This window comes from Pseudomonas sp. BNK-30 (genome assembly GCF_047456185.1).
In the GTDB taxonomy this organism is placed as follows: domain Bacteria; phylum Pseudomonadota; class Gammaproteobacteria; order Pseudomonadales; family Pseudomonadaceae; genus Aquipseudomonas; species Aquipseudomonas putida_E.
In genome coordinates this window covers 2,322,395-2,342,226 of record NZ_CP179904.1, presented here as the reverse complement: position 1 = coordinate 2,342,226, position 19,832 = coordinate 2,322,395, and the positions used below count along the sequence as shown (strand labels likewise).

Below are 19,832 nucleotides of genomic sequence, written 5' to 3'. Positions count from 1 at the left end.
GCAAAGCGGCCCCTGGCATTCAGCTGTTCCAGTCCGGCGCAAAGTCTGGGTTCACCACCCGCTGATCCTTTGGCAACCCGGCAATCAGCGCCCGATCCTGATCATCCAGGCGCACATCCAGCGCCGCCAGGTTGCTCAGCTGGTTCTCGCGGCTGCTGGCCTTGGGGATCACCGCCACGCCGTCCTGGTCCAGCAACCACTTGAGCGCCACTTGGCTCGGCAACACACCATGCTTGCGGGCGATGTCCTGGATCACCGGCTGCGCCGCCGCCCGCCCGCGGGCCAGCGGGGTATACGCCGTTAGCAGCAGGTCGTGCTGGCGGGCGTAGTCGAGCAGCGGTTGCTGGCTGAGCAGCACGTGGTATTCCACCTGGATCGCCGCCAGCGGCGCGCCCAGCGTTTCGATCACTTGGCGCAGCAGGCCGAGGGGGAAGTTGGCCACGCCGATGCTGCGTACCTTGCCCTCGTCACGCAGGGCCACCAGCGTCTCGATGCTGCGGGCCAGGTCCCAGTCCTTGCCGGGCCAGTGAATATGGAACAGGTCGACCTGCTCGGTGCCCAGGGCGCGCAGGCTGTTCTCCAGGGATTGGCGCATGGCCTCGGGCGCCAGGCGGTCCCACCAGACCTTGGTGGTCAGGTGGATCTGTTCGCGTGGCACGCTGCTGTCGCGCAACGCCTGGCCAACAGCAGCTTCGTTGTCGTAGGCGGTGGCGGTATCGATGTGCCGGTAACCCAGCTCCAGTGCCTGGTGAACTGCACGCGTGCACTCGGCGCCGGTCATCGGCCAGGTGCCCAGGCCGATGCTGGGTAGGTCGAGGCCGTTGCGGGTGGTGAGCCTATGCATGAAAACTCCTTGTTCGGGTTCGAGGGCCACGTTCGATGGTGCGCGTTTCGCCTGTCAGGGACCACGAGTAGGGAGCTGAAAGTGGTCGATCAGCGAACGGAAAACACATTGGCTTGAACCGGCGTGTCAATTGACCTTCCTTAAGTCGTCGTATCTCTTCTAGAATCCCTGTTGTCGCACTGCCTTCACCTGGCGCTGCATGCCGCAGCGCCGCCATCGAGAACGCCATGAGTTCCAGCACACCGCTGTCCGGAGTCAACCACCCCCTGCGCGGTATCGCCCTGGTGGTGGTGGCCACGTTCCTGTTCGCCAGCCACGATGCCTTGTCCAAATTCCTCGGTGGGCTATACCCGATCATCATGGTGGTGTGGGCCCGCTACCTGGTGCACACGCTACTGATGGCCGGCATATTCCTGCCCAAATCCGGCCTGAATGTGCTGCGCACCCGGCGCCCGGTGCTACAGACGTTGCGCGCGTTAAGCTTGCTAAGCACCAGCCTGCTGTTCACCACCGGCTTGCAGTACCTGCCGCTGGCCGAGGCGACCTCGGTCAACTTCCTGGCCCCGGTGCTGGTCACTGCGCTGTCGGCGCCGCTGCTCAAGGAGCGGGTCACGCCAGGGCAATGGGTTGCGGTGGTGCTGGGCTTCATCGGCGTGCTGGTGGTGGTGCACCCCGGTGGCGCGATGTTCACCCCGGCAATCCTGTACCCCTTCGGCTCGGCGCTAGGCTTTTGCTTCTACCAGTTGCTCACGCGCATACTCGCCGCCCATGACAGCCCCACCACCAGCAACTTCTACGCCGGGCTGTGCAACACGCTGGTGATGAGTGCGTTGGTGCCGTTTTTCTGGGAGCTGCCGCGCTGGGACCACGCGCTGCTGATGCTGGCATTGGGCGGTTTCGGCATGAGTGCGCACCTGCTGCTGACCCAGGCCTTCCGCCACGCCGCGCCGGCTCTGCTGGCGCCGTTCAGTTATTGCCAGATCGTGTTTGCCGGCTTGCTGGGGTTGCTGATCTACGGGCAGGTGCCCGATAGTACCACCTTGCTGGGTATCGCCATCATCTGCCTGAGTGGGCTTGGGGCTGCCTGGATGCAACGCAGGAAGTGAGCCGGTGGCAGGGGGCGCTGTCGCCTGCCCGGCAATCCTGACAGAGCCTACCTATCACCCTCCAATAGCCACTCTATTAGAAGTCTGCCCAAGCTCGACTAGTCTTGATCGTGGCCCTGCGAATTCCCCTGCGGGCGGCGTCAGAGCACCTGGGTGCAAGACCCTGCCGCCACGCCGTGACAGCTTCGCAAGCCCCTGTCGGAACGTGACCGACCTGACCTGATGAGGGGTAGGCATGAGCCCATGTGCTCGGCTCAAAGAACACCTGGCATAGACCGGAAATCTGGATAACCGACCCAAAGGTAACCGCAGATGTCGAACGAATCGAAATGCCCGTTCCATCAAACCGCAGGTGGCGGCACCACCAACCGAGACTGGTGGCCTGACCAGCTCAACCTCAGGATTCTCCACCAACATGGCGCCAAGTCCGACCCGATGGACCCGGACTTCGACTACGCCAAGGCGTTCAAGAGCCTCGACTTCCAGGCGCTCAAGCAAGACCTGACCGCCTTGATGACCGACTCCCAGGACTGGTGGCCGGCCGACTTTGGCCACTATGGCCCGTTGTTCATCCGCATGGCCTGGCACAGCGCCGGCACCTACCGCATCGGTGACGGCCGTGGCGGCGCCGGCTCTGGTCAGCAGCGTTTCGCGCCGCTCAACAGCTGGCCCGACAACGTCAGCCTGGACAAGGCGCGGCGCCTGCTGTGGCCGATCAAGCAGAAGTACGGCAACAAGATCTCCTGGGCCGACCTGATCGTGCTCACCGGCAACGTCGCCCTGGAATCGATGGGGTTCAAGACCTTCGGTTTCTCCGGCGGCCGGGCGGATGTGTGGGAGCCGGACGAAGACGTGTACTGGGGTTCGGAAAAGGTCTGGCTGGGCGGCGACACCCGCTATGGCAAGGACCAGGTCAAGGCCCAGGCGCCCGGGCAGGGGGACCTGGTGGCCGAACCCGCCAAGCATGGTGAAGAACAGAACCGCGACCTGTCGGCCGAGCGCAACCTGGAAAACCCGCTGGCCGCCGTGCAGATGGGCCTGATCTACGTCAACCCGGAAGGCCCGGAAGGCAACCCCGACCCGGTGGCTTCGGGCAAGGATATCCGCGAAACCTTCGGCCGCATGGCCATGAACGATGAAGAAACCGTGGCCCTGATCGCCGGTGGCCATGCCTTCGGCAAAACCCATGGCGCAGGCCCTGCTGATAACGTCGGCCCCGAACCGGAGGCCGCCGGCCTTGAACTGCAAGGCCTGGGCTGGGCCAACAAATTTGGCACCGGCAAGGGTGGCGACACCATCACCAGCGGCCTGGAAGTGACCTGGACCTCTACGCCAACGCGTTGGAGCAACGAGTACTTGAACAACCTGTTCAACTTCGAGTGGGAACTGACCAAGAGCCCGGCCGGTGCCCATCAGTGGCAGCCCAAGGAGGGCAAAGGCGCTGGCACCGTGCCGGATGCCCATGACCCAGGCAAACGCCACGCACCGTCCATGCTCACTTCTGACCTGGCCCTGCGCTTCGACCCGATCTACGAGCCGATTGCCCGGCGCTTCAAGGACAACCCCGACCAGCTGGCAGACGCCTTCGCCCGTGCCTGGTACAAGCTTATCCACCGCGACATGGGCCCGCTGGCACGTTACCTCGGGCCGGAAATGCCCAACGAGGAACTGCTCTGGCAAGACCCGCTGCCCAAGGCCGATCAAGCGTTACCCAGTGAGCAGGACATTGCCGCGCTCAAGAGCAAGATACTGGCGTCGGGATTGAGCGTCGGTGAGCTGGTATCCACCGCCTGGGCGGCCGCCTCGACGTTCCGTGGTTCCGACAAGCGCGGTGGCGCCAACGGTGCGCGCCTGCGCCTGGCGCCGCAGAAGGACTGGCCAGCCAACCAGGGCACGGGCAAAGTGCTGGCGGCACTGGAGCAGATCCAGGGTGAATTCAACAACGGTGGCAAGCACATCTCTCTGGCCGACCTGATTGTGCTGGCCGGTACCGCCGCTGTGGAAAAGGCCGCCAAAGATGCCGGCTACGCTGGCAACGTGCAATTCCGCCCGGGCCGTGTCGACGCCTCCCAGGAACAGACCGATGTCGAGTCGTTTGCTGTGCTCGAGCCACTGGCTGACGGCTTCCGCAATTTCACCAAGGCGCGTTACAGCGTCAAGGCCGAGAAACTGCTGCTGGATAAAGCCCAGTTGCTGACCCTCACCGCGCCGGAACTGACCGTGCTGATCGGCGGCCTGCGGGTGCTCGGTGCCAACCATGGCGGCAGCAAGGACGGCGTGTTCACCGACCAGCCTGGCACCCTGAGCAATGACTTCTTCCGCAACCTGCTGGACATGGGTGTGGAGTGGAAGGCCACCTCGGGCGACAACGAAAGCTTCGAAGGCCGCGACCGCAAGACCGGGCAGGTGAAGTGGACAGGCACCCGTGTGGACTTGGTGTTCGGCTCGCATGCGCAGTTGCGGGCGCTGAGCGAGGTGTATGGCAGCAGCGATGGCAAGGACAAGTTCGTCAAGGACTTCGTTGCGGCTTGGGTGAAGGTGATGGAGCTGGATCGTTTTGATTTGAAATAAACGCGATGACTGGGGCTGCTTTGCAGCCCAATCGCCGGCAAGCCGGCCCCCACAGTTACACCACAAAGCCTGAAGGCGGTGGAGTGCTTGTGGGGGCCGGCTTGTTTGCAATGGGGCAGTGGCCATCGCGCCAATTCCAGGTCGGATAGGTACAAAAGCGTCCTCGTTCGTTCTGCTGCAATGCATCTCAGGCGGCCGGCCTGAAACAGCGTGCTCACAACGACAAGGAACACCGACCATGCAAATGCCCCAGACCCTGAAGATCCGCAACGGCAACAAGGCTAAACCGACCTTTTCCGCACAGGAATACGCCGCCCGCCATGCCCGGCTGCGGGCCTACATGGCCGAGCAGGATATCGAGGCGGCGATCTTCACCTCGTACCACAACGTCAACTACTACAGCGACTTCCTCTACTGTTCGTTTGGCCGCCCTTATGCACTGGTGGTGACCCACGACAAGGTGGTGTCGATCAGCGCCAACATCGACGGTGGCCAACCTTGGCGTCGCACGGTCGGTACCGACAACATCGTCTATACCGACTGGCAGCGCGACAACTATTTTGTGGCCATCCAGCAGGCGCTACCGCTGGCGTCGCGTATCGGCGTGGAGTACGACCACCTCAACCTGCAGAACCATGCCAAGCTCGCTGCCTGCTACCCAAGGGCCGAGCTGCTGGACATCGGTGCGCCCTGCATGCGCATGCGCATGATCAAGTCCGCCGAAGAACAGGCGCTCATTCGCCATGGTGCGCGGGTGGCCGACATTGGCGGTGCGGCGGTGGTCGAGGCGCTGCAGGACCAGGTGCCGGAATATGAAGTGGCACTGCATGCCACCCAGGCGATGATCCGCGAGATCGCCCGCAGTTTCCCCGACAGCGAGTTGATGGACACCTGGACCTGGTTCCAGTCCGGGCTCAACACTGACGGTGCGCACAACCCGGTGACCAGCCGCAAGGTAAACCCGGGCGACATTCTCAGCCTCAACTGCTTCCCGATGATCGCCGGCTACTACACCGCACTGGAGCGTACGTTGTTCCTGGGCCACTGCCCGGACGAGCATTTGCGCCTGTGGCAAGCCAACGTCGAAGTGCACGAGGCAGGGCTCAAGCTGGTGCGCCCGGGCATGCGCTGCTGCGATATCGCCCGCGAGCTGAACGAGATCTTCCTGCGCCATGACCTGCTGCAGTACCGCACCTTCGGCTATGGCCACTCATTCGGCACCCTTAGCCACTACTACGGCCGTGAGGCAGGGCTGGAGCTGCGCGAGGATATCGATACGGTGCTGGAACCGGGCATGGTGGTATCGATCGAGCCGATGATCATGCTGCCCGAAGGGCTGCCGGGGGCAGGGGGCTACCGCGAGCATGACATCCTGATCGTCAATGAAACGGGTGCCGAGAACATCACCAAGTTCCCGTATGGACCGGAGCGCAACATCATTCGCAAATGATGACAGGTGCCGGCCTCTGCGCGAATGAAGAGGCCGGCACAAACAACACAATAACAACTAACTGTATGACCTTCAGACCCTGCCTCCAATTAGAAGAACCAGAGGGTATCCGTCATGTCCAGCACCACCCTGAATGCTCCCACCCTCGCCGGTGCCAACCAAGGCGCCGAACGCCAGGCCCTGCGCAAGGCCGCCCGTGCCAGTTTCATGGGCAACTTCGTCGAATGGTTCGATTACGCGGCCTACGGCTACCTGGCGACCATCATCGCCGCCACCTTCTTTCCGCAAACCGACAAGACCAGCGGCCTGCTGGCGACGTTCGCGGTATTCGCCCTGTCCTTCCTCGTACGCCCGCTGGGCGGGGTGGTGTGGGGCCATTTTGGCGATCGCCATGGGCGGCGCAACGCGCTGTCACTGTCGATCCTGATCATGTCGATCTCGACCTTCTGCATCGGCCTGCTGCCGGGGTATGCGCAGATCGGCCTGTGGGCACCGTGCCTGCTATTGCTGATCCGCCTGGTGCAAGGTTTTTCCGCTTCGGGCGAGTATGCCGGCGCTGCGGCGTTTCTCGCCGAATACGCACCGCCTGGCCGACGGGGGCTGTACACCAGCATCGTGCCGGCCAGCACCGCAGCCGGGCTGTTGTTCGGTGCGGCATTCGTCGCGGCCTTGCATGAGCTGCTCAGCACTGAAGACTTGCACAGCTGGGGCTGGCGCCTGCCATTTTTGCTGGCGGCGCCGTTCGGCCTGGTGGGGCGTTATATCCGCATGAGCCTGCAGGACACACCCAAGTTCCTGGAGATGGAACAGCGGCTGGAAAGCAAGGCCTGCATGACCCCGGCGCCGATCCGCGAACTGCTGAGCCGGCACCGCCGCAGCCTGGCCATCGGTATCGGGGTTACCTGCCTCAATGCTGTGGCGTTCTACCTGCTGCTCAGCTACATGCCCACTTACCTGTCGAATGAAATGGGCATGAGCGAGCGTGACTCGTTCATCGCCTCGACGGTTTCCCTGGCCACCTACATCGGCCTGATCTTCCTGATGGGACGCCTGTCTGACCACTTTGGCCGCAAGACCATGCTGGTAGTTGCTTCACTGCTGTTCCTGGGGTTGACCGTGCCGCTGTTCAAGCTGCTCGATGGCCAGCCCCTGCTGGTGGTCCTGGCGATCCAGATCTTCTTCGGGGCGATGCTGGCGATGAACGACGGCACCTTGCCGTGCCTGCTTGCGGAAATCTTCCCCACCCGCGTCCGTTTCAGTGGCTTTGCCTTGAGCTTCAACCTGGCCAACGCCTTGTTTGGCGGGACGGCACCGTTCATCGCCACCTGGTTGATTCATGTAACCGGTAGCAAACTGGCGCCGGCCGGGTACCTGCTGGCGGCGGCGCTGGTGGCGCTGGTGGCCATGTTGATGTGCCGGGAAACGGCCCATGACGAACTGAAAGACTGAGGTATCAGTGCAACGATGCCTGCCGCCGTTCCCCCAGCGGCGACAGGCCAAAGAAGCGGCTGTAGCTCTTGGAAAAATGCGCCGGCGAACTGAACCCGCATGCCAGCGCCACCTCCCGCACTTGCACGTCGCTGCGCAACAGCAATTCCCGCGCCCGCGACAGCCGCAACTCCAGGTAATACTGGCTGGGCGTGCGCTGCAAATACTTGTGGAACAGCCGCTCTAGCTGGCGCACGGTCACCTCGTTGAGGCTGGCCAGTTCCTCCAGCGCCAGCGGCTCCTCCAGATTGGCCTCCATGATCGCCACCACTTGGCTAAGCTTGGGCTGGGCACTGCCCAGCAAGGTGCGCAACGGTACGCGCTGCCGTTCGCGCTCGCCGCGCACACGGTCGCACAGCAGCAACTCGGCCGCCTTGGCGGCGATGTCCTGGCCGCCGGCTTCGCGGGCGACCAGTTGCAGCATCATGTCCATGGCCGCAACGCCACCGGAGCAGGTGTAACGGTCGCGGTCCAGTTCGAACAGTTGGCTGGATATGACGATCCCGGGGAAATGCGTCTGCAGGGCCTCGATGTCCTCCCAGTGGATGGTGCAGCGATAGCCTTTGAGCAGGTCGGCTTTGGCCAGCAGGTAGCTGCCGGTACAGATGCCCCCTAGCGGTACGTGCTGGCGGGCCAGTTGGCGCAACCAGTCGATCAGGGGCCGGTTACCTCGGCTGCGGTCGATCGGGTTGGCCCCGACCACGAACAGGGCATCCAGCGGCGGGGCGTCGGCGATGGCATGGTCAGGCAGGATGCGCATGCCATTGCTGGCCATCACCGGCGCCTCGTTGGCAGCGAGCAATACGGTGCGGTAGAGGGGGCGGCGGGCGGCCAGGTTGGCCATGCGCAGGGTTTCCACCGCCGACGCCAGGCCGATGGTGGTGAAGTTGGGCAGCACCAGAAAACCGAAGGTCTTGGCTGGGCAAGGCGAGACGATTGCAGAAACGGGGTGGACCATTGCGATCTTCCTGTGCAAGCTGAGGCGTGATTCGTCGGGGGCAGTGGAAAACAGGCCTCGCATGTTTCTTGTTGTTATGGGTCGTTGCCCGGTCGATCTTACACCCCGGCGTGATGGCCAGGAATGGACCTGAATGCAGACAGAAGGTGAAGCTATTTGAACCCCGAATCCATGCTGGCGGCGCTGCCAGGTTTCGCCATCGCGCCGCAGGCCATCCAGGTGTTGCCCGATGCCGCGGCCTATCGCGCCTGCTTGCTCGAGCGCATCGGCGCTGCGACCCGGCGCATTGTCATTGTCGCCTTGTACTTGCAGGAGGACGAGGCCGGGCAGGAAGTGCTGGATGCCCTGTACCAGGCCAAGGCGGCGCGGCCGGGCCTGGAGATCGTCATCGTGGTCGACTGGTTTCGCGCCCGCCGTGGCCTGCTGGGCGCCGGGCGCCAGCCGGGCAATGCCGCCTGGTACCAGGCCCAGCGGGAGCTGCGTGGGTTGGACGTGGTGATTCATGGCGTACCGGTGCAAACCCGGGAGTTGTTCGGCGTGCTGCACCTCAAGGGCAGCGTGATCGATGACTGTGTGATCTATACCGGCGCCAGTTTGAACAACGTCTACCTGCACCGTTTCGACCGTTACCGCCTGGACCGTTACCACCTGTTCCAGTCGCCTGCGCTGGCCGATGCCATGGTCGGCCTGGTACGGCGCCTGTTGCACCACACTGCTACACCGCGCCTGGACCTGCCGGCGCCACCGACCAACCGCAGCCTGCGCGGCGATATTCGCCGCCTGCGTGCGCGGCTGCGGCGCATGGCGTATGACGCACCGGCTGCCGTTGCAGGGCAGGGCCTGCGGGTGGTGCCATTGCTCGGCGTTGGCCGTGGCAACCCGCTTAACCGCGCGGTGTGCGCGCTGCTGGCTGCGGCGCGGTCACAGATCATCATCAGCACGCCTTATTTCAACCCGCCCCGGGTGGTGATGCGCGAGATCGACCACGCCCTGGATCGCGGCGTGCGGGTGGAACTGATTGTCGGCCACCGTACGGCCAATGATTTTTATATCGCACCCGGCGAGCCATTCAGCGCCAGTGGCGCGTTGCCCTATCTGTATGAGGATAACTTGCGGGCCTTTGTCCGGCGGCGCCACGCTGGCATCGTCAGCGGCCAACTGGTGGTTCGGATCTGGAACGACCCTGGGCATACCTTTCATGCCAAAGGCGTCTGGGTCGACCAGCGTTACTCGTTGCTGACAGGCAACAACCTCAACCCGCGCGGGTTCAACCTGGACTTGGAGAACGGGCTGCTGATCGACGACCCGCAGGGCGAATGGACGGTGCCGCGGGAAGTGGAACTGGAGGGCATTCGCCGGTTTGCACCGAAGATCGGCTCGGCGCATGAATTGGGCGTCAAGGCAGAGCACCCCAAAGAAGTGCGCAGGTTCTTGCGCCGCTTGCGTTTCAGTCGCCTGGAGCCGTTGATCAAGCGGGTGTTGTGAGCCGTTTTTACCTCTCTGAAAAGTCATGGCAAACGAATACAATCAGCCGTTTTCCACGTTAACCAGACAGGCCAACACTTTCATGGCGCTTGATCCACCCACGATGCTGACCATCACCATCGCCCTGGCTGCCGCCGCAGCCTTGTACCTGGCGATCGAGTGGCGCAGCGTCCGCGAACCCTCGCTGCTGTTCTGGAGCGCGGGTTTCGCTACCATCACCATCGGCTCCACCCTGGCCCTGCTGCGCGGGATCGGCCTGCTGTTGATCGGTATCTGGTTCGCCAACGGTTTGCTGGTGGTGGCGCATGCGTTCTTCCTGCTGGGGGTGCTGCGCTTTACCCAGGCCCGCCTGTCATGGGGCTGGCTGCTGATCGTCGTCGCCTGGTTTGCCTTGCTGCTGCTGCCCGTGGGGCCTCAGTGGTCGAAGGTCATGCTGATGGTCAATTCGCTGCTGGTGGCGCTGCTCACGCTCAAGGCCAGCCTGCTGTTGCGCCCGCACGGCAAGTCGTTGAGCGTGGGGGCGGTGCAGTTGCGTTATGTGCTGCTCATCCATGGCCTGTTCTATGTGGTCAAGGCGGTCATCGCGGTGACGCCTGGCACGCTGATCGACCTGGCAACCTTCGGTGGCCTGATCATTCAGGTGTCGCTGGTCGAGGGGGCCATGGCGATCATGCTGATCGCCCTGTCGATGACCGGTACTGTGCGTTATCGCCGTGAAGAGCGGATCGCCCGGCTGGCTGCCCGCGATCCGTTGACGGCGTTGTACAACCGCCGGGCGCTGGAAGTCCGCGCCACGCACCTGTTCAAGGACGTGAGCCCGGCCCGGCCTGGGGCGCTGCTGCTGATAGACATCGACAATTTCAAGCTGGTCAATGACCTGCATGGCCACGCGGCGGGCGACCGGCTGCTGGTCACGCTCAGCGAGATGATCCGTGCGGTGTTGCCGGAGCGGTCACTGGCGGCGCGGCTGGGCGGGGATGAGTTCGTCATTCTGCTCAGCGATGCCAGCAGTGAGCGGGTGGTGGAGCTGGGCGGTGTTTTGCGTAGCCAGTTCCAGCAATTTGCCGAGCAGGCAATGCCGACCCCGCAGGCCGTGACCCTGAGTATTGGCGCCAACCTGTTCGACCATCCGCCGGCGAGCCTGGCGGCGTTGATCGAGCAGGGTGATGTGGCGCTGTATCAGTCCAAGCGTGGCGGGCGTAACAGTATTCGCCTGGTTGACCGCAGCGAGATGAACCCGGTCAGGTAGCGTTTCAACCGGCCCTCACAGGTACCCCGCTGCTCTCAAGCTCAGCGCAAACCCAGTGGGGGCCGGCTTGCCGGCGATGGGCCGCAGTGCGGCCCTGTTGTCTTCAGGTCACAACCTGATAGCAAGGCACATACTCCGCGCCACCCGGCAGCTTCATCCGGTGCTGGTCGACAAACGCCTGCAACAGGCGCCCCAGCGGCTCCAGTACCGCACTTTCCCCGCGGATCTGATAGGGCCCGTGCTCCTCGATCAGGCGGATGCCCTTGTCCTTGACGTTACCGGCAACGATGCCGGAAAACGCCCGACGCAGGTTGGCGGCCAGTTCATGCGGCGGCAGGTCGCGGCGCAGGGCAAGTTCCGCCATGTTGGCGTGGGTCGGGTCGAACGGGTGCTGGAAGCCGCCGTCGATCTTCAGCAGCCAGTTGAAGTGGAACGCGTCGTTGCGCTCACGGCGGAACTGCTTGACCTCCTTGAGCCCTTCGACCATCTGCCGCGCGACCTCGGCCGGGTCATCGATGATGATCTGGTAGTGGCGCTGGGCGGCCTCACCCAGGGTGGCACCAACGAAGGCATGTAGCTGCAGCAGGAACGGCTCGGCGCTGCGCGGCCCGGTCAGCACCACCGGGAAGGGCAGGTCCTGGTTGTCCGGGTGCATCAGAATGCCCAGCAGGTAGAGGAATTCCTCGGCAGTACCGGCGCCCCCTGGGAAGATGATGATGCCGTGGCCGACCCGTACGAAGGCTTCCAGACGCTTCTCGATGTCCGGCAGGATCACCAGTTCGTTGACGATCGGGTTGGGCGCCTCGGCGGCAATGATGCCCGGTTCGGTCAGCCCCAGGTAACGGCTGCCGTGCATGCGTTGCTTGGCATGGGCGATGGTGGCGCCTTTCATCGGCCCCTTCATCACGCCCGGGCCGCACCCGGTGCAGATGTCCAGCTTGCGCAGGCCCAGTTCGTGGCCGACCTTCTTGGTGTACTGGTATTCCTCGCTGCTGATCGAATGGCCGCCCCAGCACACCACCATTTTCGGCTCCACGCCCGGGCGCAGGGTGCGTGCGTTGCGCAGCAGGTGGAAGACGTAGTCGGTGATGCCCTGGGAGCTTTCCAGGTCGATGCGCTGGCTGGCCAGCTCGCTTTCGGTATAGACGATATCGCGCAGGGCGCTGAACAGCATCTCGCGGGTGCTGGCGATCATTTCGCCATCGACGAAGGCATCGGCGGGTGCATTGAGCAGCTCCAGGCGCACGCCGCGGTCTTGCTGGTGGATGCGTACCTCGAAGTCCTTGTAGGCCTCGAGGATGGTCTTGGCATTGTCGACATGGGCGCCGGTGTTGAGGATGGCCAGGGCGCACTGGCGGAACAGGGTGTAGAGGCTACCGGTGCCGGCTTCACTCAGTTGCTGGACTTCACGTTGCGACAGCGTCTCCAGGCTGCCTTTGGGGCTGACGGATGCATTGATGACATGGCGTTGGGGCATCTAAGTCTTTCCTGTGCAGGTAAAACATCCTTCTTTGACAACACCATAAGTCATGCGAAGAGCTTTTGCACACCCAGCGTAATCGCCAGCCCGCCGCCGAGCAGCCACAGGTTGAGAATCGCCCCGGTCACCAGCGCCCGCGGGCCGGCCTGGCGGATCTGGCTCAAGCGTGTCTCCATGCCCAGTGCGGTCATGGCCATGGTCAGGGCGAAGGTGTCCAGGCTGTTGACCGCTTGGGTCACGCTGCCTGGCAATACCTGCAGCGAGTTCACCAACACCAGCGCGAGGAAGCCGAAAGCGAACCAGGGCATGGCGATGCGGCCGTTGCCTTGTGCCTGGCCCGGCAGCCGGGTACGGCTGATCCAGACACCCACCACCAGCAGTACCGGCACCAACAGCATCACCCGGGTCATCTTGACGATGGTAGCGATGTGCGTGGCCTCGGGGCTGACATTGCTTGCCGCGCCCACCACCTGCGCGACTTCATGAACGGTGCCGCCCAGGAACAGGCCGGCACCCAGGGTATCGAGCGGCAACCAGCCGCTGTTGATCAGTAGCGGGTACAGGAACATCGACAGGGTGCCGAACAGCACCACGCTGCCCACTGCCATGGCACTCTTGTGCGGTGCGCTGCGCAGCGCCGATTCGAAGGCCAGCACTGCTGCGGCGCCGCAAATGGCGCTACCGGCGGCGGTCAACAAGGCGGTATCGCGGTCCAGTTTGAGCAGCTTCATGCCGCACCACAGGCCGATCAGCAGAGTGCTGACCACCACCAGCAGCGAGACCGCAAGGCCTGACCAGCCGACCTCGGCGATTTCCTGCAGGCTGACACGCAGGCCGAAGAAGGCCACCGCGATGCGCAGTAGCCCGCGGGCAGAGAAATTGATGCCCGCCGCCCAACTGGCCGGTACGCCATCACGCAGGGCGTTGCCGTAAAGGGCACCGGCGACGATGCCGACGATCAGCGGGCTGATGCCCAGGTTGGCGATAACGGGCATGGCCGCCAGTTGGGTGACGGCGAACGCGAACAACGCGACGAACAGGATGCCGTTGAGCCGCCCTCGGGTAGAGAGGGTAGGGGCAAAGGCAGGGTTGGACGGTACCGTGGCCATGTGAGTCCTCCGGACGGTGAATCGACAGGGCCTACTTTAATTTGGTTATAAGCTTATAAAAAATCGTAATTCAGGATGGAAAATATCCGTTTAGCTGATATTTTGCATTCATGACCCCGGAACAGCTGATAACGTTTGCCACCGTTGCCGAGCATGGCAACATCAGCCATGCGGCGTTGGCCTTGCATCTGTCGCAGCCGGCTGTCTCTGGCCAGCTCAAGCTGCTGCAGGACGCATTCGGCGAGCCTCTGTACCAGCGTGCCGGCCGCGGCGTGCGGCTTACTGCGGCCGGCGAGCAGCTGCTGGCCCATGCCGAACGCCTGCGCGAAACCTTTCGCCAGGCCCAGGCACTGCGCGACGCCCTGCGCGCTCTGGAGCGCGGCACCTTGCGCATCGGTGCCAGCACTACGCCCGCCAGCTACCTGCTGCCTTACCTGATCGCCGACTTCCATGCGCAATACCCCGAGGTGCAGGTGAGCACCTTGCACGGCAATACCGCAGAGATCGTCTCGGCGCTGGGTAGTGTGGACATTGCCCTGATCGAAGGCCCGCCCGGGCAGGAACTGCCGCTGGGCACGGGTGTCACGCCGTGGCGTGAGGACGAAATCGTCGCCATCGTGCCAAGCGCTCACCCGTTGGCCAATCAGGCGGGCCAGACGCTGGAAGCCTTGGGCAGCTACCCCTTGGTGCTGCGTGAAAGCGGCTCCGGGGTTCGGCAGATCGTTGAACGGGCGTTTGCGCGCAGTGGCGTGGCCATGCGCGTAGCCTTGGAAATTGCCGGCGTCGAAGGGGTGAAGGAGGCCGTACGGGCGGGGATGGGCATCGGCTTCGTTTCGGCGATGTCGATCAGGCATGAGGGGGGCGCACTGCAGCGATTGCACATCGCCCCGCAGCCGTTGGTCAGGCACTTTTCCATCCTGCTGCCGCATGCGGCCACGCCCTCGCGGGCGGCGGCACGGTTCATGGCGCTGTGTACGTGACACTCATGATATATGACAGTGCTCAAGCCACTTTGAAGACATGTTTAAGGTACGCCACGAAGTTCTCATCGCGGCATTGGGTCTTGCCTGGGCTGTCACTGATCTTGGCTACCGGCGCGCCGTTGCAGGCCGTCATCTTGATCACCATGTTCATTGGCTTGACGCCGGGGATATCGCAGGTCAGGTTGGTGCCGATGCCAAAACTCACATTGATGCGCCCGTGCAAGGCGCGGTACAGCCCAAGCGTCTTGGCGAAATCCAGCCCGTCGGAAAATATCAGCGTCTTGCTTTGCGGGTCGATGCCCAGTTTCTGGTAGTGGGCGATGGCCTTTTCGGCCCAGGCCAGCGGGTCGCCCGAGTCGTGGCGCAGGCCATCGAACAGCTTGGCAAAGTACAGGTCGAAATCGACCATGAACGCGTCCATGGTGATGCAGTCGGTCAGCGCGATGCCCAGCAACCCACGGTATTCGCGTACCCAGCACTCAAGCGCGGCAGCCTGGCTGTCGACCAGGCGCGGGCCGAGTTGCTGGTGGGCCATGAACCATTCGTGGGCCATGGTGCCGATGGGCTTGAGCTCGTATTCGCGGGCCAGGTGCACGTTGCTGGTGCCGACGAAGCGCCCCGGGAAATCGCGTTTGAGGGTATGTACCACGGTTTCCTGTACACGGTACGAGAAGCGCCGCCGGGTGCCGAAATCGGCTAGCTGCAAGCCCGCCAGCTCATCGGCACTGGCATGGGCCTTGAGCCAGTCCAGTTTCTGGTCAGCCGCTCGCCCACCTGTTCCATCACCACTTCGCGATAGCGGTAGCGGTTGCGTACCTCGCTGATGATCGCCAGCAGCGGGATCTCGTAGAGAATTACATGCAGCCACGGCCCGCGCACGCGGATCGCCAGTTGCCCGGCGTCATCCAGGCCGACCTGGACATAGCGCAGGTTGAAGCGGAACAGGCTGAGGAAGCGGATGAAGTCCGGCTTGATGAACGGGATTTTCTCCAGATACGCCAGTTGGTCGTGGGTGACTGTGACGTCTGCCAGTTGCTCCACCTGATAGCGAATTTCAGCCAGGTAAGGCGAGAGGTCCTCGCCGTTACGGCAGCGAAACTCCCATTCCACTTCTGCGTTGGGGTAGTTGTGCAGCACCGCCTGCATCATGGTGATCTTGTAGAAGTCGGTGTCCAGCAGGTTCTGGACGATGCGTGGGCCGAAAACGCTTTCGCTCATGGGCGGTCTTCCTTGATCAGAGAGAGCTGGTGGTCGAGCGCGGCCTCGTCGCCGCAGAGGATGACGCCCTCGGCTGCCAGTGCGCCGCACGCGCTGATGGCGCCTTCCTGGGTCAGGGCGCGGCAGGCAGGCAAGTACAGGAGTACCTGGAAGCCCGCCTGGCGCAGCTGCCGGGCGGTGGTCTTGACGCAGTAGTCCAGGGCCAGGCCACCGACGATCACCGCGCCCACCTGCTGCACCTTGAGGTATTCGATGACGCCCGTTGAGCGGCGCTCGGCCAGGTCGTGGTAGCAGGCACCGTAAGGGTGCAGGTCGGGTTCGACGCCTTTCCACACGAAGTAGTCGTAATCGATGGGGGCGGGCAGGCCTGGCAGCAGTTCGAAGCCCGGCGTACCTGGCACGCAGTGGCTGACCCAGGTCAGGTCGGCATTGGCCAGCGTCAGCGGTTGCAGCATTTGCCCAGGTTCTGTGACCACCCACGCGGCATTGGCCGGGTGCGCGTCCTTGCTGCCCAGGCGCAGGTCGGCGCGCAGGGCCATGGTGTTGAGGTCGGCGGCGATTTCATTGCCTTCGGGCACCGGCAATTCCTGTGGGGCATTGGCGGTGAAGCCGTTTTGCGCGTCGACATCGAAACTGGCGATTTTCATGGGGCTCTCCTCGCTGGGCTGGTTATATAATTCACCTGGTGATATAAGTGTGTCAAGCACACGTCCTGCAGTTATCGATGCTTGCCCCAGTTAAGCGCTCTGGTGGAATATTGCGTCATTGAGCAGTGGAGCCTTTTAGTGAGTACAGCCGAAGTCCTGGCCAGCGTCGATATCGTCGCGCTGCGCCTGGCCCCCGAAGCCCAGCATCTGCAAGTGTTGTTGCATCGCCGCGAGCGCGAGCCCCATGCCGCTCAGTGGGCTCTGCCCGGCGTGCTCGTCAATGGCCGCACCCCGGACACCAGCCTGGAGGCCGCCGCCGAGCGCGCGCTGGGCGAGAAGGCCCGGGTGCTGCCGCGTTACCTGGAGCAGGTAGGCACCGAAGGCAATGCCTTCCGCGACCCGCGCGGTTGGTCGTTGAGCACCTATTACCTGGCCTTGCTTGACCCTCGGCAGCAGGTCGAAGGTGACCAGTTGGCCTTTTTTGACCTGGACAGTGTGTTGGGCCGCAAGGTGCTGCTGCCGTTCGATCACAACCTGCTGGTGGAGCGCGCCCGCGAACGGTTGGCGAGCAAGACGGTGTACAGCAGCCTGCCGCTGAACCTGCTGGCCGAGAAGTTCACGGTGCTCGATGCATTGGGGGCGGTGCAAGCGTGCCTGGGCCAGGCCGTGAACAGCACCTCGCTGCGCAAGCGCCTGGAGCGCCTGCGTGAGCTGGGTTGGGTGCGCGATACGGGGGAGAAGAATCAGCCGCGGCTCGGCAGGCCCCAGCAGTTGTATCAATATACGCCGCAGGGAGATCGGCCGTTCATGTTCGACCGTAGCTTACTGCCGGAAGGTGCCTGATGGCCTGGACCGTTCTGTGATTGTGAACTTGGCTCACTTATGGCGGACGGGAAGAGCGACCTGATAAAACTGCCAGTGGGCAGTTCGTTGAACTTCGGAGTAGCTTGAATAACTCTGCACAGTCTGACGCCAGAGTGAACGACCTTGATCGAAAACAGACGCTGGCATCGGATGGCGGCGAGACTTGCAAGATAACCTACTCGCCTTATGGCTCTTCCGCTATTGTCCAACGGGCGCCGATGATAGGGTTCGTTGGGCAGAAGCTTGATCCCGCGAGCGGTTTCTATCCGTTGGGCAATGGCCATCGATGGTATGCACCACCAATCAGAAGATTCACCAGCCCTGACGCCTTGAGCCCATTTTGGGCGGTCATGACCCGGGAAGTGGTGTAACTGAACCAACCGAAGGCGCCCTGCGGGCGATAGAGAATGGTCATCGTGGTTCGTGGCTAACGTTGAGTTTGCGGACTTTACCTTAACCAAGAGAACCACGATGACCAAGCCCGCTATGACGCCCACGAAGGGCTCAAGGCGGCTGTTTCCAAGGTATTCAACGCGACCAGGCAGCGCTGCCGTGTGCATTTCATGGGCAATGCCATGGCCCACGTCGGCAAAGGTCACCGCACCATGGTAGCGGCGCTGCTGCGCACGGTCTTCGCCCAGGACAGCCGTGCCGAATGCCATCAGCAATGGCGGTTGGTCGCCGATCAACTGCGCGAAAAGTACCCGAAGATCGCGACGCTCATGGACGGCTGTGAGGATGAAGTGCTGGCTCACATGGCGTTTCCCAAGGCACACCGGCAGCAGTTACACAGCACCAACCCGCTTGAACGGCTCAACGCTGAAATCAAACGCCGCACCGATGTCGTGGGGATTTTCCCCAACGATCCGGCCATCACACGGCTGGTAGGCGCGATGCTGCTGGAGCAGAACGACGAGTGGTGCCTGCAAAGACGTTACATGCAGTTGGAGGCCTTCGAAGCGGTCAGCGATAATCCACAAGCCAAGCTGTCAGCTGTGATCAACTAAACGGCGAACTCAATGGCCAGAGCCATGATGAGTTACACCACTTCCTGGGACACGATCCCAGCCATCATGGCTGACATGCAAATTGACGCAACCAGTGCCGGCGTGATGGCTGGCTCAGCACTGTTTGGCACAATGCTGGGGGCAATTTTCTTGGGCACTCTGGCAGACCGTATTGGTCGGCCAAAGATGATCGCAATCTGTGTAGCTCTCTTCAGCATATTCACCGCTGCAGCAGGTTTCACTGACAACCCGCTGACCTTCAGTATCATGCGCTTCATCGCCGGCCTGGGGATCGGCGGCGTGCTGCCTATCTGCACGGCGCAGATGGGAGAGTTCTCGCCCTTGAAAGTTCGCACCCGCCTGGTGACCATCGTTTTCGCGGGCTATTCGGTGGGAGGAATTTTGGTAGCGCTCACTGGTAAGCAACTGATCGAAAGCTACGGTTGGCAATATGTGTTCTACGTGGCAGCCCTACCAGTAGTTTTGATTCCCTTTATACTGAAGACCATGCCCGACTCTATCGGCTTCATGTTGAAACAAGGTCGGGATGACGAGTTGAAAGTCATTGCCCGTCGCCTCCGTCCTGACCTTATGATCAAGGATGACACTCAGCTCGTCGGCAACCCTCAAATTGTCTCTGCCCAAGAGAAGCCTGTACGAAGCCTTTTCCAGGAAGGGCGTGGATACAGCACCGTCATGATTTGGATGGCATTCATGACCGGGCTTTTCATGGTGTACGCGCTCAACTCATGGCTCACCAAGCTGATGGCCATGGCGGGCTTCAGCCTCGGCTCCGCCCTGAATTTTGTTATCGTGTTCAATCTCGGTTCGATCTTCGGTGCAATTTTCGGTGGCTGGCTCAGCGATAAATTCAGCATCAAGCACGTCTTGGTGGTGTTCTACGTAGTGGGCGCGGTTGCACTCACGCTACTGGGTTATACGCGCTCTACTGAACTGCTCTTCGTCGTAGTGTTCATCGTGGGTGCCTCGACGCTCGGTACCCAGCTTCTGGCCTATGCATACGCCGGAGATTTCTATCCCTCCACCATCCGCTCCACTGGGGTCGGCTTTGCGTCGGGCGTCGGTCGCATCGGGGCGATTGTCGCGCCTGTTTTGATTGGTGCACTCGTATCGATGGCCTTGCCTCTGGAGCAGAACTTCATGGCAATCGGTCTCGCCGGACTGATAGGTGCTGTTGCTGTGACCATGATCAACCAATCTCGCGCGGACTCCGCTGTGGTGAGGAAGAAGGCCACTGTTTCACACGATCTGACCTAACCGTAAATCTGAGAGACAGGTTCAAATGCTTACTCATCGCTTGTGCCAATCATCGGTAGGTTCGGACGAGACGGCTCTACAGCCTGTTGGGGAGC

The 19,832-nt window shown here is 62.5% G+C and carries 15 protein-coding genes and 2 pseudogenes; 11 read left to right on the top strand and 6 right to left on the bottom strand.

What is annotated here, in order from left to right; all coding sequences use genetic code 11:
- Positions 1-19 precede the first annotated feature (19 nt).
- Complete coding sequence (locus tag ACMGGN_RS10935; protein ID WP_115275071.1) at positions 20-844, bottom strand: aldo/keto reductase; 825 nt, start codon at positions 842-844, stop codon at positions 20-22.
- A gap of 227 nt (positions 845-1,071) precedes the next feature.
- On the opposite strand from ACMGGN_RS10935, the gene ACMGGN_RS10930 reads away from it, so the two are divergent.
- The 4 genes from ACMGGN_RS10930 to ACMGGN_RS10915 all read left to right on the top strand — a co-directional run bounded on the left by ACMGGN_RS10930 (position 1,072) and on the right by ACMGGN_RS10915 (position 7,420).
- Positions 1,072-1,950, top strand: a complete 879-nt coding sequence (locus tag ACMGGN_RS10930; protein ID WP_012314122.1) for a DMT family transporter — start codon at positions 1,072-1,074, stop codon at positions 1,948-1,950.
- A gap of 312 nt (positions 1,951-2,262) precedes the next feature.
- Positions 2,263-4,521 carry a catalase/peroxidase HPI gene (katG, locus tag ACMGGN_RS10925; protein WP_119688822.1) on the top strand — a complete coding sequence of 753 codons (2,259 nt, stop codon included), beginning with the start codon at positions 2,263-2,265 and terminating at the stop codon, positions 4,519-4,521.
- Between the two features lie 238 nt (positions 4,522-4,759).
- Positions 4,760-5,971, top strand: coding sequence for a M24 family metallopeptidase (locus tag ACMGGN_RS10920; protein ID WP_115275069.1), 1,212 nt, complete (start codon positions 4,760-4,762; stop codon positions 5,969-5,971).
- Positions 5,972-6,085: 114 nt separating this feature from the next.
- Positions 6,086-7,420 (top strand): MFS transporter, encoded by a 1,335-nt coding sequence (locus ACMGGN_RS10915; RefSeq protein ID WP_237858284.1) that lies wholly within the window; start codon positions 6,086-6,088, stop codon positions 7,418-7,420.
- Between the two features lie 4 nt (positions 7,421-7,424).
- On the opposite strand, the gene ACMGGN_RS10910 is transcribed toward ACMGGN_RS10915, so the two are convergent.
- Positions 7,425-8,417 carry a GlxA family transcriptional regulator gene (locus ACMGGN_RS10910; RefSeq protein WP_414156758.1) on the bottom strand — a complete coding sequence of 331 codons (993 nt, stop codon included), beginning with the start codon at positions 8,415-8,417 and terminating at the stop codon, positions 7,425-7,427.
- Between the two features lie 156 nt (positions 8,418-8,573).
- Between ACMGGN_RS10910 and pssA the strand changes: the two genes are divergently transcribed.
- Together pssA and ACMGGN_RS10900 are read left to right on the top strand one after the other, a co-directional pair.
- Complete coding sequence (gene pssA / locus ACMGGN_RS10905) at positions 8,574-9,902, top strand: CDP-diacylglycerol--serine O-phosphatidyltransferase (protein WP_414156757.1); 1,329 nt, start codon at positions 8,574-8,576, stop codon at positions 9,900-9,902.
- Positions 9,903-9,984: 82 nt separating this feature from the next.
- Positions 9,985-11,151: a GGDEF domain-containing protein gene (locus ACMGGN_RS10900; protein WP_281868779.1), complete on the top strand. Its 1,167-nt coding sequence runs from the start codon at positions 9,985-9,987 to the stop codon at positions 11,149-11,151.
- A 103-nt stretch (positions 11,152-11,254) separates the two neighbouring features.
- On the opposite strand, the gene ppnN is transcribed toward ACMGGN_RS10900, so the two are convergent.
- Both ppnN and ACMGGN_RS10890 read right to left on the bottom strand, forming a co-directional pair.
- Positions 11,255-12,628 (bottom strand): nucleotide 5'-monophosphate nucleosidase PpnN, encoded by a 1,374-nt coding sequence (gene ppnN / locus ACMGGN_RS10895; RefSeq protein ID WP_046785477.1) that lies wholly within the window; start codon positions 12,626-12,628, stop codon positions 11,255-11,257.
- 50 nt (positions 12,629-12,678) lie between these two features.
- The gene (locus ACMGGN_RS10890; protein WP_125923010.1) at positions 12,679-13,740 is read right to left on the bottom strand and encodes a YeiH family protein; all 1,062 of its coding nucleotides are present in this window, start codon (positions 13,738-13,740) and stop codon (positions 12,679-12,681) included.
- 110 nt (positions 13,741-13,850) lie between these two features.
- Between ACMGGN_RS10890 and ACMGGN_RS10885 the strand changes: the two genes are divergently transcribed.
- Entirely contained in the window at positions 13,851-14,720 is an 870-nt protein-coding gene (locus tag ACMGGN_RS10885; protein WP_237858289.1) for a LysR family transcriptional regulator, read from the top strand.
- 22 nt (positions 14,721-14,742) lie between these two features.
- Here ACMGGN_RS10885 and pncB read toward each other — a convergent pair.
- A pseudogene (pncB, locus tag ACMGGN_RS10880) lies at positions 14,743-15,941 on the bottom strand (nicotinate phosphoribosyltransferase).
- Positions 15,938-16,588, bottom strand: a complete 651-nt coding sequence (locus tag ACMGGN_RS10875; RefSeq protein WP_039602273.1) for a nicotinamidase — start codon at positions 16,586-16,588, stop codon at positions 15,938-15,940. The pseudogene pncB and the gene ACMGGN_RS10875 overlap by 4 nt, the downstream one beginning before the upstream one ends.
- A 138-nt stretch (positions 16,589-16,726) precedes the next feature.
- Here ACMGGN_RS10875 and ACMGGN_RS10870 point away from each other — a divergent pair, with 138 nt between their 5' ends.
- From ACMGGN_RS10870 to ACMGGN_RS10855, 4 genes and pseudogenes are all read left to right on the top strand, one after another.
- Complete coding sequence (locus tag ACMGGN_RS10870; protein ID WP_046785474.1) at positions 16,727-17,431, top strand: NUDIX hydrolase; 705 nt, start codon at positions 16,727-16,729, stop codon at positions 17,429-17,431.
- 134 nt (positions 17,432-17,565) lie between these two features.
- Positions 17,566-17,823: an RHS repeat-associated core domain-containing protein gene (locus ACMGGN_RS10865; protein ID WP_286010437.1), complete on the top strand. Its 258-nt coding sequence runs from the start codon at positions 17,566-17,568 to the stop codon at positions 17,821-17,823.
- A 117-nt stretch (positions 17,824-17,940) separates the two neighbouring features.
- Positions 17,941-18,459 (top strand): annotated as a pseudogene (locus ACMGGN_RS10860) (transposase); the annotation flags it as partial.
- 24 nt (positions 18,460-18,483) lie between these two features.
- The gene (locus tag ACMGGN_RS10855; protein ID WP_231386205.1) at positions 18,484-19,737 is read left to right on the top strand and encodes an MFS transporter; all 1,254 of its coding nucleotides are present in this window, start codon (positions 18,484-18,486) and stop codon (positions 19,735-19,737) included.
- Positions 19,738-19,832 lie beyond the last annotated feature (95 nt).

Excerpts from the sequence above, each read along its gene's own strand:
- ACMGGN_RS10935 (WP_115275071.1), bottom strand. The coding sequence starts at position 844 with ATGCATAGGCTCACCACCCGCAACGGCCTCGACCTACCCAGCATCGGC.
- ACMGGN_RS10930 (WP_012314122.1), top strand. The coding sequence starts at position 1,072 with ATGAGTTCCAGCACACCGCTGTCCGGAGTCAACCACCCCCTGCGCGGT.
- ACMGGN_RS10915 (WP_237858284.1), top strand. The coding sequence starts at position 6,086 with ATGTCCAGCACCACCCTGAATGCTCCCACCCTCGCCGGTGCCAACCAA.
- katG (WP_119688822.1), top strand. The coding sequence starts at position 2,263 with ATGTCGAACGAATCGAAATGCCCGTTCCATCAAACCGCAGGTGGCGGC.
- ACMGGN_RS10885 (WP_237858289.1), top strand. The coding sequence starts at position 13,851 with ATGACCCCGGAACAGCTGATAACGTTTGCCACCGTTGCCGAGCATGGC.
- ACMGGN_RS10890 (WP_125923010.1), bottom strand. The coding sequence starts at position 13,740 with ATGGCCACGGTACCGTCCAACCCTGCCTTTGCCCCTACCCTCTCTACC.
- ACMGGN_RS10910 (WP_414156758.1), bottom strand. The coding sequence starts at position 8,417 with ATGGTCCACCCCGTTTCTGCAATCGTCTCGCCTTGCCCAGCCAAGACC.
- ACMGGN_RS10900 (WP_281868779.1), top strand. The coding sequence starts at position 9,985 with ATGGCGCTTGATCCACCCACGATGCTGACCATCACCATCGCCCTGGCT.
- ACMGGN_RS10855 (WP_231386205.1), top strand. The coding sequence starts at position 18,484 with ATGATGAGTTACACCACTTCCTGGGACACGATCCCAGCCATCATGGCT.
- ppnN (WP_046785477.1), bottom strand. The coding sequence starts at position 12,628 with ATGCCCCAACGCCATGTCATCAATGCATCCGTCAGCCCCAAAGGCAGC.
- ACMGGN_RS10920 (WP_115275069.1), top strand. The coding sequence starts at position 4,760 with ATGCAAATGCCCCAGACCCTGAAGATCCGCAACGGCAACAAGGCTAAA.
- ACMGGN_RS10875 (WP_039602273.1), bottom strand. The coding sequence starts at position 16,588 with ATGAAAATCGCCAGTTTCGATGTCGACGCGCAAAACGGCTTCACCGCC.